Origin of the sequence: Chryseobacterium camelliae, assembly GCF_002770595.1 — a bacterium.
In the GTDB taxonomy this organism is placed as follows: Bacteria; Bacteroidota; Bacteroidia; order Flavobacteriales; family Weeksellaceae; genus Chryseobacterium; species Chryseobacterium camelliae.
Genome location: NZ_CP022986.1, coordinates 2,694,546 through 2,710,165, shown reverse-complemented (window position 1 = coordinate 2,710,165; position 15,620 = coordinate 2,694,546). Strand labels below are relative to the sequence as shown.

General features: G+C 43.4%; 15 protein-coding genes. 4 read left to right on the top strand and 11 right to left on the bottom strand.

Annotated features, from left to right (window positions below):
• Positions 1–35: 35 nt before the first annotated feature.
• From CGB83_RS12495 to CGB83_RS12455, 8 genes are all read right to left on the bottom strand, one after another.
• Positions 36–1,439, bottom strand: a complete 1,404-nt coding sequence (locus CGB83_RS12495; RefSeq protein ID WP_100076084.1) for a nucleoside recognition domain-containing protein — start codon at positions 1,437–1,439, stop codon at positions 36–38.
• Positions 1,440–1,626: 187 nt separating this feature from the next.
• Entirely contained in the window at positions 1,627–2,139 is a 513-nt protein-coding gene (locus CGB83_RS12485; protein ID WP_100076082.1) for a DUF6973 domain-containing protein, read from the bottom strand.
• A gap of 54 nt (positions 2,140–2,193) precedes the next feature.
• Complete coding sequence (accD, locus tag CGB83_RS12480) at positions 2,194–3,048, bottom strand: acetyl-CoA carboxylase, carboxyltransferase subunit beta (protein WP_100076081.1); 855 nt, start codon at positions 3,046–3,048, stop codon at positions 2,194–2,196.
• A gap of 80 nt (positions 3,049–3,128) precedes the next feature.
• A complete protein-coding gene (gene fbaA / locus CGB83_RS12475) occupies positions 3,129–4,199 on the bottom strand; it encodes a class II fructose-bisphosphate aldolase (RefSeq protein WP_100076080.1) in 1,071 nt (356 codons plus the stop codon).
• 71 nt (positions 4,200–4,270) lie between these two features.
• Positions 4,271–5,137 carry an NAD kinase gene (locus CGB83_RS12470; RefSeq protein ID WP_100076079.1) on the bottom strand — a complete coding sequence of 289 codons (867 nt, stop codon included), beginning with the start codon at positions 5,135–5,137 and terminating at the stop codon, positions 4,271–4,273.
• A 1-nt stretch (position 5,138) separates the two neighbouring features.
• Entirely contained in the window at positions 5,139–5,789 is a 651-nt protein-coding gene (locus CGB83_RS12465) for a CBS domain-containing protein (RefSeq protein ID WP_100076078.1), read from the bottom strand.
• A gap of 189 nt (positions 5,790–5,978) precedes the next feature.
• The gene (locus CGB83_RS12460) at positions 5,979–6,509 is read right to left on the bottom strand and encodes an RNA methyltransferase (RefSeq protein WP_100076077.1); all 531 of its coding nucleotides are present in this window, start codon (positions 6,507–6,509) and stop codon (positions 5,979–5,981) included.
• Positions 6,510–6,582: 73 nt separating this feature from the next.
• Positions 6,583–7,632, bottom strand: a complete 1,050-nt coding sequence (locus CGB83_RS12455) for a bestrophin family protein (RefSeq protein ID WP_309870623.1) — start codon at positions 7,630–7,632, stop codon at positions 6,583–6,585.
• Between the two features lie 194 nt (positions 7,633–7,826).
• On the opposite strand from CGB83_RS12455, the gene CGB83_RS12450 reads away from it, so the two are divergent.
• From CGB83_RS12450 to CGB83_RS12440, 3 genes are all read left to right on the top strand, one after another.
• Positions 7,827–8,696 (top strand): cupin-like domain-containing protein, encoded by an 870-nt coding sequence (locus tag CGB83_RS12450; RefSeq protein WP_100076075.1) that lies wholly within the window; start codon positions 7,827–7,829, stop codon positions 8,694–8,696.
• 131 nt (positions 8,697–8,827) lie between these two features.
• Positions 8,828–11,419 carry a DNA mismatch repair protein MutS gene (mutS, locus tag CGB83_RS12445; RefSeq protein WP_100076074.1) on the top strand — a complete coding sequence of 864 codons (2,592 nt, stop codon included), beginning with the start codon at positions 8,828–8,830 and terminating at the stop codon, positions 11,417–11,419.
• 18 nt (positions 11,420–11,437) lie between these two features.
• Complete coding sequence (locus CGB83_RS12440) at positions 11,438–11,809, top strand: ribosomal maturation YjgA family protein (RefSeq protein ID WP_100076073.1); 372 nt, start codon at positions 11,438–11,440, stop codon at positions 11,807–11,809.
• A 6-nt stretch (positions 11,810–11,815) separates the two neighbouring features.
• On the opposite strand, the gene CGB83_RS12435 is transcribed toward CGB83_RS12440, so the two are convergent.
• The 3 genes from CGB83_RS12435 to CGB83_RS12425 form a co-directional block, all read right to left on the bottom strand.
• Positions 11,816–12,733, bottom strand: a complete 918-nt coding sequence (locus tag CGB83_RS12435; RefSeq protein WP_100076072.1) for a YARHG domain-containing protein — start codon at positions 12,731–12,733, stop codon at positions 11,816–11,818.
• Positions 12,730–13,368: a DUF2306 domain-containing protein gene (locus CGB83_RS12430; protein ID WP_100077588.1), complete on the bottom strand. Its 639-nt coding sequence runs from the start codon at positions 13,366–13,368 to the stop codon at positions 12,730–12,732. Before CGB83_RS12430 ends, CGB83_RS12435 begins: the two co-directional genes overlap by 4 nt.
• Positions 13,369–13,659: 291 nt before the next feature.
• A complete protein-coding gene (locus CGB83_RS12425; RefSeq protein ID WP_100076071.1) occupies positions 13,660–14,886 on the bottom strand; it encodes a BaiN/RdsA family NAD(P)/FAD-dependent oxidoreductase in 1,227 nt (408 codons plus the stop codon).
• Between the two features lie 213 nt (positions 14,887–15,099).
• Here CGB83_RS12425 and CGB83_RS12420 point away from each other — a divergent pair, with 213 nt between their 5' ends.
• Complete coding sequence (locus CGB83_RS12420; RefSeq protein ID WP_100076070.1) at positions 15,100–15,591, top strand: acyl-CoA thioesterase; 492 nt, start codon at positions 15,100–15,102, stop codon at positions 15,589–15,591.
• The last annotated feature ends 29 nt before the right edge of the window (positions 15,592–15,620 follow it).

Below are 15,620 nucleotides of genomic sequence, written 5' to 3'. Positions count from 1 at the left end.
GTTTTCAGAAGTCTGTATATATATTCTCATAGGATTTATGCAAAAAACAGATAAGCCAGTGCGATGGAAGTGATAATCCCGACGAGATCGGCCAATAGCATGGCAACAACCGTATATCGGGTATTCTTTACGGCTACGGCCCCAAAATAGACAGCAATCACGTAAAACGTCGTATCTGAGCTTCCCTGGAGAACGGCTGCCAGTTTTCCCTGGAAGCTGTCCGGCCCGAAAGTCGCCATGGTATCCATCATCATGCCCCGTGCTCCGGATCCGGATAATGGTTTGATCAGTGCTGTCGGAAGCCCGTCAACAAATCGGGCATCTAAATTCGCTGCATTGGCTACCCATTTCATCCCGTCAATCATCACATCGAAAACACCGGAAGTCCTGAGGAGCGAAATAGCGATAAGCATCCCGACCAGATAAGGAATAATCTTCACACTGGTGGTGAAACCTTCTTTTGCACCGTCTACAAAGGCTTCAAAGACATTGATCTTTTTATAAACCGCACCAATGACAATCGCCAGGAAAATAAAGAGAATCAGGCCATTGCTTGAAATCTGGCTGAACGTGTCCAGGTTTTCTTTGCTGAGCCCTGTTAAATACCAGACCAGAAGTCCGACCAATGCGGAAATTCCTCCGACATAGGCTAAAACCACGGGTTTTAATAAATTGATTTTCTGGTATAAAGAGACAATGATCATCGCTGCCAGCGTTGCCGTGAAGGTCGCAATCATGCAGTACAGGAAAATATCAGTGGGGTTCTTGGAACCGGCAGAGGATCTGAGCGCGATAATGGAAACCGGAATCAGGGTCATTCCTCCGGCATGAAGGCACAGGAACATGATCTGTGAATTGGTGGCCGTGTCTTTATCCGGATTCAGGGTCTGCAGGCTTTCCATGGCTTTCAGTCCAAAAGGCGTTGCTGCATTGTCCAGACCGAGAAGATTGGCACTGAAATTCATCAGCATATGGCCAAATGCAGGATGGTTTTTAGGGATTTCAGGGAAAAGTTTCGAGAAGAAAGGCTGAATCAGCCGGCTCAGGAGATTGATTCCCCCTGCTTTTTCAGCAATGCTCATAAAGCCCATGAACAGGGCCATGATGCCAATAAGGCCGAGGCAGATTTTTACTGCCGTTTCAGATGTCCCGATGACGCCATCGGCTTCCTGCACCCGGTATATCTTTACATCCTGTTGTAGAGAGTCGGTCTTATAATGAATCCTGCTGTCTGCAAAATCAGGTTTTTTCATCAGGCTGTCGCGAACGACAGGGGACAGGGCAGTCATTTTCTGTGTGGCAATCTGTACCGTATCGCCGCCTTTCCCTACCACCATATCATTGAAAATGGTTTTATAGTGGTCTGATGAAATGTACTTTATACTTGCGATAGCAATGGCCACTATGATAAATGCGGACCAAATTCTGCTGAGAACCATCGGATTGAATTATGTTGGGTTAAACTTATCAAAAAAACTCCAGATTACAAAGTATGCAGATGGTTTTGACAAGAATAATGTAATGGTCAAATCCTTCGGGTCAATGGTCAATTTCTGGTTGCTATAAAAATTCACTTGCGGAGAAACATTGACTGCCGGTGCAAATTCACGATTCACCGTTTCCCGCCTATCGCTCATCCAGATACACCAGGAAGCCATCAAATTCGTCATCCAGGTTTTTCAGGACTTTGGCGTCCTTCATTTTCTTTTCCAGGCCGTTTATGAAAAAGCTTTTTTCAAAAAACTGGCGGTGGGTTCCAGGGAGCAGCTCCATAAAGTAATCCATCCCGATTTTATTGTTGTGAAGGTCCATTTTGGTCTCCAGAGGCTTGTTCGGGAAGAGCTCTTCATGCAGATCGGTAATTCTTTTGCAGAATTTCAGGGCTTTTTCCGGAGAAGATATTTTACAGCAGTACATCATGATCAGGCAGCACCATAACGCATGCCTGAATGAATTTCCGATGCCGTTATTGGAGGCGGTTTTCGGAAACTTTTTCTGGGCAATCCCGTAAGCTTTAATGGTCGCATAAAAGCTGAGTACGGAGAATAAAGGATGGGGCAGCACAAGAGACAAAAGACGGAAAATCTTTTTCAGGCTCATGCTTCGGATGGTATTGAAAAATATCTTGAATGTCCTCATAAATAAAGAATCTCTCCCGGTATGAGAGAGATTCGAAAATATCTTAATTAATGGTTACGCATGTACCGTTAACAGGTTAACTGTTTTGGCCACGACATCTTTAATTTCTGTTCTCTTGACGATGAAATCAACAAAACCTTTTTCCTGAAGGAATTCCGAAGTCTGGAAGCCTTCCGGAAGGTCTCTTCCGATGGTCTCACGGATGACCCGTGGTCCGGCAAACCCGATCAGTGCACCCGGTTCAGCCATGATAATATCAGCTGTCATGGCGAATGATGCGGTAATTCCCCCGAAAGTAGGGTCACAAAGGTAAGCGATGTATAAAAGCCCTGCCTCCGAAAGCTGCGCAAGCTTAGCCTGCACTTTAGCCAGCTGCATCAGGGAATACGTTGCTTCCTGCATCCTGGCTCCTCCGGACTGGCAGATGATCATGTACGGAAGTTTCTTTTCAATACAGTAATCAACCGCTCTCCTGATTTTTTCACCCATTACAGATCCTAAAGATCCTCCGATGAAGGCAAAATCCATACACGAAACCACCATTTCAGTCCCTTTTACGGTTCCTACGGCATTTCTGATGGAATCGGTAAGCTTTGTTTTGGCTTTTACCTCTTTCAGCCGGTCTGCGTAAGGCTTGGTATCTTTAAAGTTCAGGATATCAATACTCTCAACATTTGCATCGAGTTCAGTAAATTTTCCTTCATCAAAAAGAATATCGAAAAATTCCGCACTACCGATCCTTACATGGAATCCGTCTTCCGGGGAAACGTAATTGTTTCTTCTCAGCTCGTCATGCTCCACGACCTTTCCGGATGGTGTCTGATGCCAGAGGCCTTTGGGAACATCCTTCTTTTCATCTGTAGAAGTAGTAATATTCTGTGCTTTTCTTTTAAACCAGTCGAATGCCATTGTGCTTGTATTAATGTATAATGATATACTGTATTCATGCAGGATATGATTCCCTTTGCATGAATACAGTATACCGTTTCTTATTTTAAAGTGTTGACGTTATTTAAATCTTCAAATGCCCTAACCAGTCTTGCAGAGAATGTTTCTTCTCCTTTTCTTACCCATACCCTAGGGTCGTAGAACTTCTTGTTAGGTTTTTCTTCTCCTTCAGGGTTTCCGATCTGCGCTCTCAGGTAATCGATATGGTCCACCATATAATCTCTGATGCCCTCTGTATACGCAAACTGAAGGTCAGTATCGATATTCATTTTAATTACTCCGTAGTCGATGGCTTCCCTGATCTCCTCAATAGTGGAACCTGATCCTCCGTGGAATACGAAATTCACCGGCTTGTCGGCAGTTCCGAACTTTTCCTGAACATATTTCTGGGAATTGTCAAGGATTTTCGGAGTCAGTACCACGTTACCCGGCTTATATACCCCATGTACGTTTCCGAAAGCTGCTGCAATCGTGAAATTATCGGAAATGGCTTTCAGCTTTTCATAGGTGTAGGCTACATCTTCCGGCTGAGTATACAGCTTGGAGTTGTCTACGTCAGAATTGTCTACACCGTCCTCTTCTCCTCCGGTAACACCGATTTCCACTTCCAGGGTCATCTGCATCTTTGCCATTCTTTCAAAATATCTGGATGAAGTCTCAAGGTTTTCCTCTAAAGACTCTTCTGAAAGGTCAAGCATATGCGATGAATAGAGCGATTTTCCGGTTTGTTTGAAAAATTCTTCACTCGCATCCATCAGCCCGTCGATCCATGGAAGCAATTTCTTCGCACAGTGGTCCGTATGTAAAATAACAGTTGCTCCGTAAGCTTCCGCTAACGTGTGTATATGCTTTGCTCCGGCAATCGCACCCAGGATGGCTGCTTTCTGCCCTTCATTGCTTAATCCTTTTCCTGCATTAAAAGCAGCTCCTCCATTCGAAAACTGGATGATAACAGGAGAGTTCAGTCTGGCAGCTGTTTCCATAACCGCGTTCACGTTGCTGGATCCGATAACGTTCACCGCAGGCAAAGCAAATCTGTTTTCTTTGGCGTGCTGGAAAATATCGGTAACTAACTGTCCTGTGGCAACTCCTGCCGGGAAAATTCTGCTCATATCTTAATTTTTAATGAATGTATTGTATATTATAAATAAACCTTGTAAAGGTACTAAATTTTGATGAATTACTAATTTCTTTTATCTCTGCCCCACAGCAGCTTCTGCCGGATGGTTTCATAAAAGCTCAGGTTGTTGGGCTGTACCAGGAGGATCTGGAAGGCCGCTTTTTTGATGATGATTTCCTTATCCGTTTCTATATGGATCAGCCTGGAATCCAGTGAAAGGGAGTATTGCGGTACCCGGCTTTCCACCCTGAATTTGATTTCCACCTTATCATTAACGATCAGCGGCCTTACATTCAAGTTATGGGGTGCAATAGGGGTGATAACGAAATTTTCGTTATTGGGCGAGATAATCGGTCCGCCACAGCTCAGGGAGTATGCGGTAGAACCTGTAGGTGTTGAAATGATTACGCCGTCGCCCCAGAACACATTGAGGAATTCATTGTTGATGTAAGAATCCACAGTGATCATGGAAGTGGTTTCCTTCCTGGAAATAGTAACATCATTCAGTGCATACGGGAAAATCCCTTCAAGGCCTTCCGAAATAACTTCGATAACCGCTCTTCTGCTGGTCTTTACATTGCCTTTCAGGATGGAGTCCAGTTCATTGAACGCCTCTTCTTTGGTAAAGCTTGCCAGGAAACCGAGCCGGCCGGTATTAACCCCGACAATCGGAATCTCCAGGTCTTCCACGAAAATAAGGGAGTTGACAATAGTCCCGTCGCCCCCGAAGGTAAAGAAAAGGTCCACTTCCTTATCAATCAGGTCCTGTTTGCCTGTAAAGGTCTCAAAGATTTTCGAGAACTGAAGTGCTTCAGCCATTTCATCATATAAAACTGATTTTACTCCTCTGTTTTCAAGTTCTGAAATAAACTTGCTCAGATATAAAAAGGTATCGAGATCTTTTTTCTGAGAGTATATGGCTGCCTTCATGCTATATTTCTATAAATTTTTGGAAAAATCCGAACCGGTCCTTAAAAAGATCCGATTTATCGTCGGAATAATACTTTTCTACGATCCTGTAATCATACCGGTCAAAAGTAGCATCCACCGATGACAGGTTTTCGTTGCTGATCTTAATGGTGACATGAATGACCTCGTCAGACATAAAGCTGATAAATCCACCGTAAAACTTGGAATTATTGCTTTCCACAATATTGGCAATCTCCGTCATGGAATACTTTCTGGCCGGGGTTTCTACCGTGAGAATGGCTCCCGATTCAGAAAACAGCGGATACTTGGACAGGTCCTGGAAAATATCGTCACAGCAGATATAGCCCAGGTATTTTTCATTCTTATTGATCACCGGGATCACATTCGCACTGAACGTATGGAACAGCCGGATGCTGTCCATAATATTATGATCCTCAAGGATCGCGAACCGTTCGATCTGATGCTCCAGTCCTTTCAGGAGGCCGTCTTCCTCATACAGGAAGTCCTTGGCAATAGCTCCGTAAAAAAGATTGGATTTTTTAATGAAAATATGGGAATATCCGAAGTCCTCTAATGTATTTCTTGCTGATTCTATGGAATCAGTGAAGTTGAAACACGGGAAATCTTTTGAGATATAATCCTTGATAAACATGATGCTAATTTATAAAAAATAAAATAAAATTATTTCCGGATACCGTACTTTTTTTTCCTAGGAAAGAAAAAAAAGTACGGTTAAAATTGGTTTGTGATGTAAAAAGAATTACCTTTGTAGCCTTTCATTTTTACTTTTTATTAGATTTATTTCAAACTGCACTGTCTCACAAAGACATATGCAGTTTTTTTATTTCAGGGCTTTGGCAAATTCCCACATCACAATTCCTCCGCACACACTTACATTGAGTGAATGCTTTGTTCCCAGCTGCGGAATCTCAATAAACACATCCATGTGCTGAAGGGCTTCATCACTGATGCCGTCTACTTCGTTTCCTAACACCACCGCATATTTTCGGCTTTTATCGATCTCAAAATCAGAAATCATCCTGCTGCTGGTGGTCTGTTCCACACCGATCACGCTATAGCCTGAGTTTTTCAGATCATTAACTGCGGTTACAATATCCTTTTCATATATCCAGTCTACACTTTCCGTAGCACCCAGCGCGGCCTTATGGATCTCCCGGTGCGGCGGCTGCGGGGTAATGCCGCAGAGAATAATCTTTTCAATAAGGAAAGCATCAGCCGTCCTGAATGTGGCTCCTACATTGTGCATGCTCCTGATATTGTCTAAAACAACGGTCAACGGAATCTTATCCGTCTTTTTGAAGGTCTCTACATCGATCCTGTTCAGTTCCTCCAGCTTTAATTTCTGTACCAAAATACTTTTCTTTTGATTTATGTGTGGTTTATAATATGTACGATCCTATTAATCAATCGGATTTTACAGCGGATTATTTTGTATCCATAATCTGATGGACGTTTTTTTCAATATTCTGTGCGATGGTTTCCATCGGGATGTCATTTTCATCATTGTTAAAAGGATCCTCAATTTCTTCTGCAATCAGTTCAAGGCTCATCAGGACGTAATATACGAAAACCGTCAGCGGAATCATAAAAAGCCCTATATTGATGACGTACGCTACCGGCAGGGCCATCACGTAAAGGATGATGAATTTTTTCACAAATGATGAATAGGAATAGGGGATTGGAGTGTTTTTAATCCGTTCGCAGGCCCCGCAGACATCCAGGAAGCCGGAAAGCTGGGTGTCCAGGTAGATCATCTCCACATCCGAGATCTTACCTTCTTTTTTCAGCTGATTCAGTTTGTGAGAAAGGAGCATAATGATTTCGCTGGGGCCATGCTGCTTTAAAGATTTTTCGATTTCGGAATAATCTTCATCAAGGGCGAGCCTGGTAGATTCCTTCGACAGGTGTTTGGCCAGAAAGTGAGGGAAAAACTTCAGGTACCGTGCAATCTGTTGGATATCTTTAGGGTGTCCTTCAAGAAGAATGGTTATTTTAATAGCGAAATTTCTGGAATCATTGACCAGTTTTCCCCATAACTTACGGCCTTCCCACCAGCGGTCATACGCCGTATTGGTCCTGAATACGAGCAACAGCGAAAGCACAAACCCTAATAAGGAATGGATAAGGCCCACATTGCTCACTTTGGATTTTGAGTTAAGATGAAGGTATTCCAGTTCCAGATAGGCAATTCCGTAAGAATACAGTCCTACCAGGATCATCGTAGGAAACAGGATTTTCAGGGTGTCGCTTTTATGTAAGCTGAACAGGATTTTCAGGAAATTCTTGGTATTATAAGCCCTCATAATGGTAATTGGTGTACAAATATAAATGTTTTCATCATATATCTTCTTTATGGCAAACCGTAAGACATTCTGTAGATTCTTCTTTTTCTCTCCAGAAAAAAGATGGGATATTAGAGGAAGGGCCATTTCAGAAAGGGAGAAAATAGCCCAGCGGACATGATGCACATTCATGGAGCAGGAAAAAAAAGTTTAAAAGTCCATAGGGCTGTGCACTACTGTTTTTTGGTGGAACCATCATGGCTTTGTGGTGTATTTTTCATTGAGGTTCATACAGTACAGTGAAAGATGATAAGTGATTTCGTGATGAAAATTTTTCTGAAATTCAAAAAAACTGTATTTTTATTCGCATTAAAAAATAACACCAAATGATCCTTGAAAACGTAGATACTGTAACGGATATCAGTAAAGAAGATTTTCAGAAAAATTATTTTAAAAAGCACAGGCCGCTCCTGATCAGGAATTTTGCCAGCCGATGGGAGGCGTTCGATCAGTGGAACTTTGATTTTATCCGGGAAAAAGCGGGAGATCAGGAAGTACCTTTATATGATAACAAGCCCGCAGATGCTTCCAAAAGTTCTGATGCACCGGTTACGCACATGAAAATGCGTGATTATATCGATAGGATCACAAGCAAACCATCGGACCTGCGTATTTTCTTTTATATCATTACCGACCGTCTGCCGGAACTGCTCAAAAACTTCACCTATCCTGATCTCGGAATGAGATTTTTCAAGCGCCTGCCGACTTTGTTTTTCGGAGGAAGCGAAGCCCGGGTGCTCATGCATTACGATGTGGACCTTGGGGATTTTATCCATATTCATTTTCAGGGAAAGAAAAGGATCCTTCTGTTTGACCAGAAACAGTCTGCATTTTTATATAAGGTACCACTGTCCGTACATACAGTCTACGATATTGATTACGAAAATCCCGATTATCAGAAATTTCCCGCCCTGAAACATGCGAAGGGCTTTGAAATTTTCATGGAACACGGAGATGCCTTATTCATTCCCGGAGGATTCTGGCACTTCAACAGGTATCTGGAACCCGGTTTTTCGATGTCGCTCAGGGCACTCCCGAGTCAGCCGGGTGTTTTCCTGAATATGCTCTACCACGTTTTCATCATGAGGTATACGGATAAGCTGATGCGCCGGATTTTCAAAGCCCGGTGGGTAAATTATAAACAGCAGTGGGCACATCAGAAGAGCGCCGAGGCGCTGAAGAAACATTCTGTATAAATTCCTTCGGATACAATGCGTATACTGCCAGATGCCTGTTCATCACGTAGGATGAACTAGTTTGTGCAAAGCCCTTACTGCTTTTATTTTTATTTCATACTTTTACCGTCCCAATTTTAAGACATATTTTAATGGCAAAAACGAAGAAAGAGACCCCGCTCATGACGCAGTACAACACCATCAAGGCAAAATATCCTGATGCGCTTCTGCTTTTCAGGGTAGGGGATTTCTATGAAACTTTCGGGCAGGATGCCGTTAAAACCTCCCGGATCCTGGGCATTGTACTGACCAAAAGAAATAATGGTGAAGGACATGTAGAGCTGGCTGGATTCCCTCATCACTCCATAGATTCCTACCTTCCGAAACTCGTGCGGGCAGGAATGCGGGTTGCCATCTGTGATCAGCTGGAAGATCCGAAAATGGTGAAAGGGATCGTAAAAAGAGGCGTAACGGAACTGGTGACACCCGGCGTTACATTCAACGATCAGGTCCTAAATTCAAAAAAGAATAATTTCCTGCTCTCTCTTCACAAAGAAAAAGAAAAATACGGGATTGCCCTTGTGGATGTCTCTACCGGGGAGTTCCTGGTGAGCGAAGGCAACCTGGATAAATTGCTGCATATTGTCAGTACATTCGATCCCAGCGAGATTATTTACCAGCGCAGTGTCCAGATGCCGGACCAGCTGAAAAGCAGGAGTGCCTTTAAGCTTGAGGACTGGGCCTATCAGCATACATTCGCCTACGAAAAGCTGACCGGTCATTTTAAAACCCAGTCACTGAAAGGGTTTGGGGTAGATCATCTGCCGCTTGCCATCACGGCTGCCGGAGCGATATTCGCCTATCTGGTAGAAGATACCCACCACAAACTGCTTTCGCATATTACTAAAATCTGCATCATTCCTCAGGATGATTACCTGATGATGGACCACTTTACGCTGAGGAATCTTGAAATCGTATATCCGAGCCACCCGCAGGGAAAATCACTGTTGGATATTATAGATAAAACCTGCACTCCTATGGGAGGAAGGCTGCTCAGGAGAAGGATCATCCTTCCGCTGAAATCCGTGCATGAGATCGGCAGAAGGCTTGCGCTGATTGACTTCCTGAACGAGCATGACCAGCTCAAATATGACATAGGGCAATTGCTGAAGTCAATTTCCGATCTGGACCGGCTTATGGGAAAACTGGCTGCTGAAAAGCTGTCTCCCAAAGAATTGGGTTATCTCCGCCAGAGCCTGATTAATATTCATAAGATCAAAGGGCTGCTGCATCCGCATGCTGATGTACTGGCATGGCTGGAACCTCTATACGACCTGGAGCAACTGATTACTTTCCTGCAGGATCACCTTAACGAAGAACTGCCGGTAAGCATTGCGAAAGGCAACATCCTTAAGGAAGGTATTTCTGAGGAGCTTGACCACCTGAGGAACCTTCAGAGTAAGGGACGCGGCTTCCTGGACGAAATGTGCCAGCGCGAAGTGGAACGAACAGGGATTACCAGCCTTAAAATCGATTTCAACAATGTTTTCGGATATTATATTGAGGTACGGAATACCCATAAGGACAAAGTTCCGGATGACTGGGTGAGAAAACAGACGCTGGTGAATGCAGAACGGTATATTACTGAAGAGCTGAAAGAATACGAAAACCAGATCCTCGGGGCAGAAGAAAAGATAGGAGTCCTTGAAAATGAGCTGTACAGAAAAGTGTGCTCTGAAACGATGGTGTACATTGACCAGATTCAGGAAAACTCGGGCATCATTGCACAGCTCGATGTAGCCGTAGGTTTTTCAGAGCTGGCCGTGTCTGAAAGCTATACGAGACCGGTACTGAACGAAAGCTTTGCTATCGACCTGAAAGAAGCCCGGCACCCGATTATTGAAAATGCGCTTCCCCTGGGTGAAAAATATATTCCGAACGATATATTCCTGGACAAGGATACCCAACAGATCATTATGGTGACCGGACCGAACATGGCCGGTAAATCGGCCATTCTCCGCCAGACCGCGATTGTCTGCTTACTGGCTCAGATCGGAAGCTTTGTTCCGGCAAAGCATGCTGAGATCGGGGTCTTGGATAAGATTTTTACCAGAGTGGGAGCTACGGATAATATTTCTGCCGGTGAATCTACGTTCATGGTGGAGATGAATGAAGCCGCCAATATCCTCAACAACATTTCCGACAGGAGCCTGATCCTGCTGGATGAAATCGGCCGAGGAACTTCTACCTACGACGGCGTTTCCATCGCATGGGCCATCGCAGAATACCTCCATCAGCATCCTACGCAGGCTAAAACCTTATTTGCCACGCACTACCATGAACTGAATGAAATGACGGTGAATTTTGAACGGGTAAAAAACTTCCATGTTTCTATCCAGGAGAATAAGGGGAATATTATTTTCCTCAGGAAGCTGGTTCCGGGGGGAAGCGAGCACAGCTTCGGTATCCATGTTGCCAAACTGGCCGGGATGCCATCCAAGGTGGTGAACCGGGCCAATGAAATTTTAAAAACCCTGGAATCAAGCCGCAGCCAGGGCGGAAGTTCATCTTCAGATACCATTAAAAGGGTTACGGAAGAAAATATGCAGCTTTCGTTTTTCCAGCTTGATGATCCGGTGCTGGAAAATATCCGTGAAGAGCTGACAAAAATAGACATCAATACCCTGACCCCGATTGAGGCTTTGATGAAGCTGAATTCAATCAAGAAAATGATCGGAGGATAACCGGTAAATAGCTTTATAATGTCTGTACAATTCAATTACCGCTATGGTATTGCGGCTATCCTGATTTTTCTGGTTGAGGTACTCATTGCCACTGTGTTAAAAGACATTTTTTTCATCAGGGCTTACCTGGGAGATGTACTGGTGGTTATGCTTCTGTATGCATTCGTTCGCAGCTTTGCATGGATGGATGAAGCCAGGCTGATCTTAGGTATTTTTATATTCTCATGCATGATTGAGACGGCACAATACTTTAATATTGCTGAACGCCTGGGATTCAGACCCGGCAGCATAATGTATACTGTCATCGGCAATTCCTTTTCGTGGATCGATATTGCCTGCTATGCTGCCGGATGTATTATCCTGTATGGTTTTGTCGGACTGAAAAGATAGCTCCCCTTACCTTCCGAAACTGCCGTATTTGTCTTCTGCGTATTTAATGAAGCGGTTCAGGAGCGCTACGTTTTCTTTTTCCATGGGCGAAAGGTCATTGTCTACATTGTCAGATACCGGGATGTACCATTGTGTCTGCTCAAAAAAGTGTCTGTAGGTAGGTTTTTTGAACGCATACCCATGCCGCGCGAAAATAGAATTTTTAATGATTTCAAGATCCAGTTTACGAAGGTTCTTCAGCTCACTTTCAGTCAGCTTCTGCTTGGATCCGTTCAGGGTAAAGACGGCATCAGAGGCAATCCTGTTTTTCTGAGTGGTATAGCTTTCGGTTTTACCGGTCGATTCATTAGTGTATTTTTCAACAAACTCCTTCGGATTGTCCCAGTCGATCAGCTCAGAATCTTTGTCCAGTATAAAGTTCGGGTTGTAGACAAATTCTTTTTTGGCCAGCTTGACGGCTTTCACAGGGGATTTTACGGCTTTGGTATTAAAGGCATCCCATTTTCCGGTCAGGCTGTCTTTACTGAGCTTCACCTCAAATCTTCCGTCCGTTTTATCATTCCCCGGTTCATCCAGGATAAATGATTGGGAACTGCTGTTGAAAACCCCTCTGAACGGGCGCTGGTTCCCGTCTACGATACTCTGTCCGTATACGCTGTCTTTGGTAATGCGGTTGATCTTGAGGGAAATCCTTTTAAAGACTTCGCCTTCATATTCCGTACCGTCGGTTTCATCCAGCATTTTCTCTTTACCGATAAAGTCTCCGCTGTAAACCCCGTAGTATTCTTTGTGTATTTCCTCAATCTCAGGAGATTTTGCCGCCGACAGGCTGTCTTTTTGTTTAGTCGTGCTTTCGGATTCTTTTTTACACCCGGTTGCCAGTATGGCAAGAATAGCGAGGAGCGCAGGTTTTGAATTTTTCATATCTGTTTTTTTGCGATTAAATATTCAATTAATAGGATATTGGGTACCCAGCCTAGCCATGCGATGATCTGATATACATCCATGGGATTCGGGTGACATAAATATACGATAATTACCTTCCACATTCTAAGGGTAACGGCAGATAATGTCAGGGCAAAGCTGCGCCACATCCACTGTTTATGCTCCCTGAACTTTTTCTGTACGGCAAGACGATAGGCTTTATACGTAAAAGCCCACCACAGGCAACCTAAAATGACAAATGAGATTTTTGAAAAAAGCCCTCCGTTGGCGAAAATTCCCATATAAATTCCTGAAGGGGCAGCAAGGAGCAGGATCAGGAAAATATACACTTTTCCCGCATTCTTATGGAAGTCCCTGATCCCGAAATCTTTCCTGATGATGCCTAAAAATCCTGATAGGAGCACAAAAATACTGGTATATACATGGGTATAGAAAAAGTACAGGTATTCCTGCCGGTGGTCAACTTCCGTCTGTTTGATCATCAGGAAACTGACGTCGGTCCTCAGCGGAACATATTCCAGGGTAATTTGCAGCATCAGCCAAAAGAAATATCCGAATCCCAGGATCAAAAGGATTTTAAGGATATCCGAAATGTTTTTTCTGATGGTATGCATGGGTTTACAGATCATATTATTTATACAGTCTAAGGCTGTTTACATACAGAAATGTAAGCAAAAATATAAACTAAATATAAATCTGGAATAAAAAAAATGATTGCGGACCGATTCTTCTGGAGAAAGGGATGGCGAAAATTGATAGAAGCCTGAACAGTATATTTTGCCTGTAAAAAGTATTAAAAAAATAGATCAGTTCAGAGGCCAAACGCCAAGCAGCCATAAATTTATCTCTTGTTAAATACCATTTTTCTCAATCTACAATCTATCATCTCTCCATCTCTCATCTATCTATCTGTCTCTCATTTGTTTATCTCTTTTCAGATTCAGATCCTGCGCGATCAGCCATGCTTCGCTCCAGCACGCCTGGAAATTGAACCCTCCGGTTACGGCGTCAATATTCAGCACTTCTCCGGCAATGTACAATTGCGGCAACAGTTTTGATGCCATGGTTTTGAAGTTAATTTCCTTTAAATCAATGCCTCCGGCGGTTACGAACTCGTCTTTGAAGGTTGATTTACCGGTTACTTTCAGCTTCTTTCTGCATAGATTTTCAATGACAGCCTGTATTTCTTTCCCGGAGAGATGGGCCACCTGCTTATTAAGGTCGATTTTTGAAACTTCTAAAATCCGTTGCCAGAAGCGGTTGGTGATATCAAAAATTTTTGACTGCCCGATGGTCTTCTTAGGGTTGGACTGCTTGAAATCCAGGAACATTTCTTCTGCTTCGTCCACCGGTTTTGAAATGAAATTGACTTCGATTTCAAAATTATAGTTCATTTTGGCCAGGCTGATGGCTTCCCAGGCAGATATTTTAAGGATAGCAGGCCCGGATAGTCCCCAGTGTGTAATCAAAAGCGGGCCACTTTCTTCCGTTTTCAGTTGCGGTATGGAGGTTTCTGCCATTTCAAAGCTGGTTCCGGCAAGATCTTTCAGCAGGTCATCTTTAATGTTGAAGGTGAAAAGCGAAGGAACAAGATCAATGATTGTATGGCCGAGGTTCTCAATGATTTTCAGCGATTTGGGTGAGCTGCCGGTTGTGTAAATGATAATGTCGGCTTTAAAATCGCCTAAACTGGTCCTGACCAGATAAGTGCCATCCTGCCTTTCAATTTCTTTTACTGAACATTTTGTCTTTACCTCAATGTTTTTGTGCTCTATTTCCTGCACCATGGCGTTGATGATGCTATGGGAAGAATTACTTTCCGGGAAGACACGGTTATCCTGTTCAATTTTCAGCGGGACATTCCTGCGTTCAAACCAGTCCATGGTATCTCCCGGCTGGAATTTCGTAAAAACGCTCAGCAGTTCCTTATTCCCGCGGGGATAAAACTGAACCAGCTCCCTGGGATCAAAGCAGGCGTGGGTAACATTGCAGCGTCCGCCTCCGGAAACCTTTACTTTCTGAAGCACATCCGAATTCTGCTCCAGGATGGTGATGTGGTATTGGGTTTCGTCAAGGTTGGCGGCACAGAAAAATCCTGCTGCCCCTCCTCCGATAATGATAATTTTCTTCATGATTCCTTAATCTTATGCTCAAGATTACTTTTGCAAAACTACAATTTTTATAAACCATCTTATTTGAGTAATTTTGATGAATATAATTTTTTGATTTTAATCGAAAAAAGGCGCCGCAAATGCATAGAGTTCAGTTGTTGTAATAAATAAGGCAGTTGGCTCTATATCTTTCGCGTCCATATAAATTGAATTTCATATTTAAATACATCTTAAATGATTTACTACCATACCTTTGAAGTACGCTGGAGCGACCTTGATGCCAATAAACATTTAGCCAATTCATCCTACGTGCAGTACTGTGCACAGGCCAGGATGGCTTTTATGACCAAAGAAAAAATGGGGGTTACCCAGCTCAGCAGATGGGGAATAGGGCCTGTCATCCTTCATGAAAGGTATTCTTTTTTCAAGGAAATCTATGCGGACCAGACCGTTATCGTGAGTGTGGAAATCGACGGATGTTCAGACGATTCTTCCATCTACAGGTTTGTGCATAAATTTTACACTCCGGATGGAATACACTGCGCCACAGCAGAAGCCACCGGCGTATGGATCGATATGATGCTGAGAAAGATGACGACTCCGCCGGATGATGTGGTAGAAGCCATGAACAAGTACAAGTCCCCGGAAACCGTGGTGTTAACGAGAGAGGATTTCAAGAAATTCCCTTTCCATCCCCATAATATTGATCCGGAGGTATTCAAATGAATACATGATGATTGATGAATGATCATTGA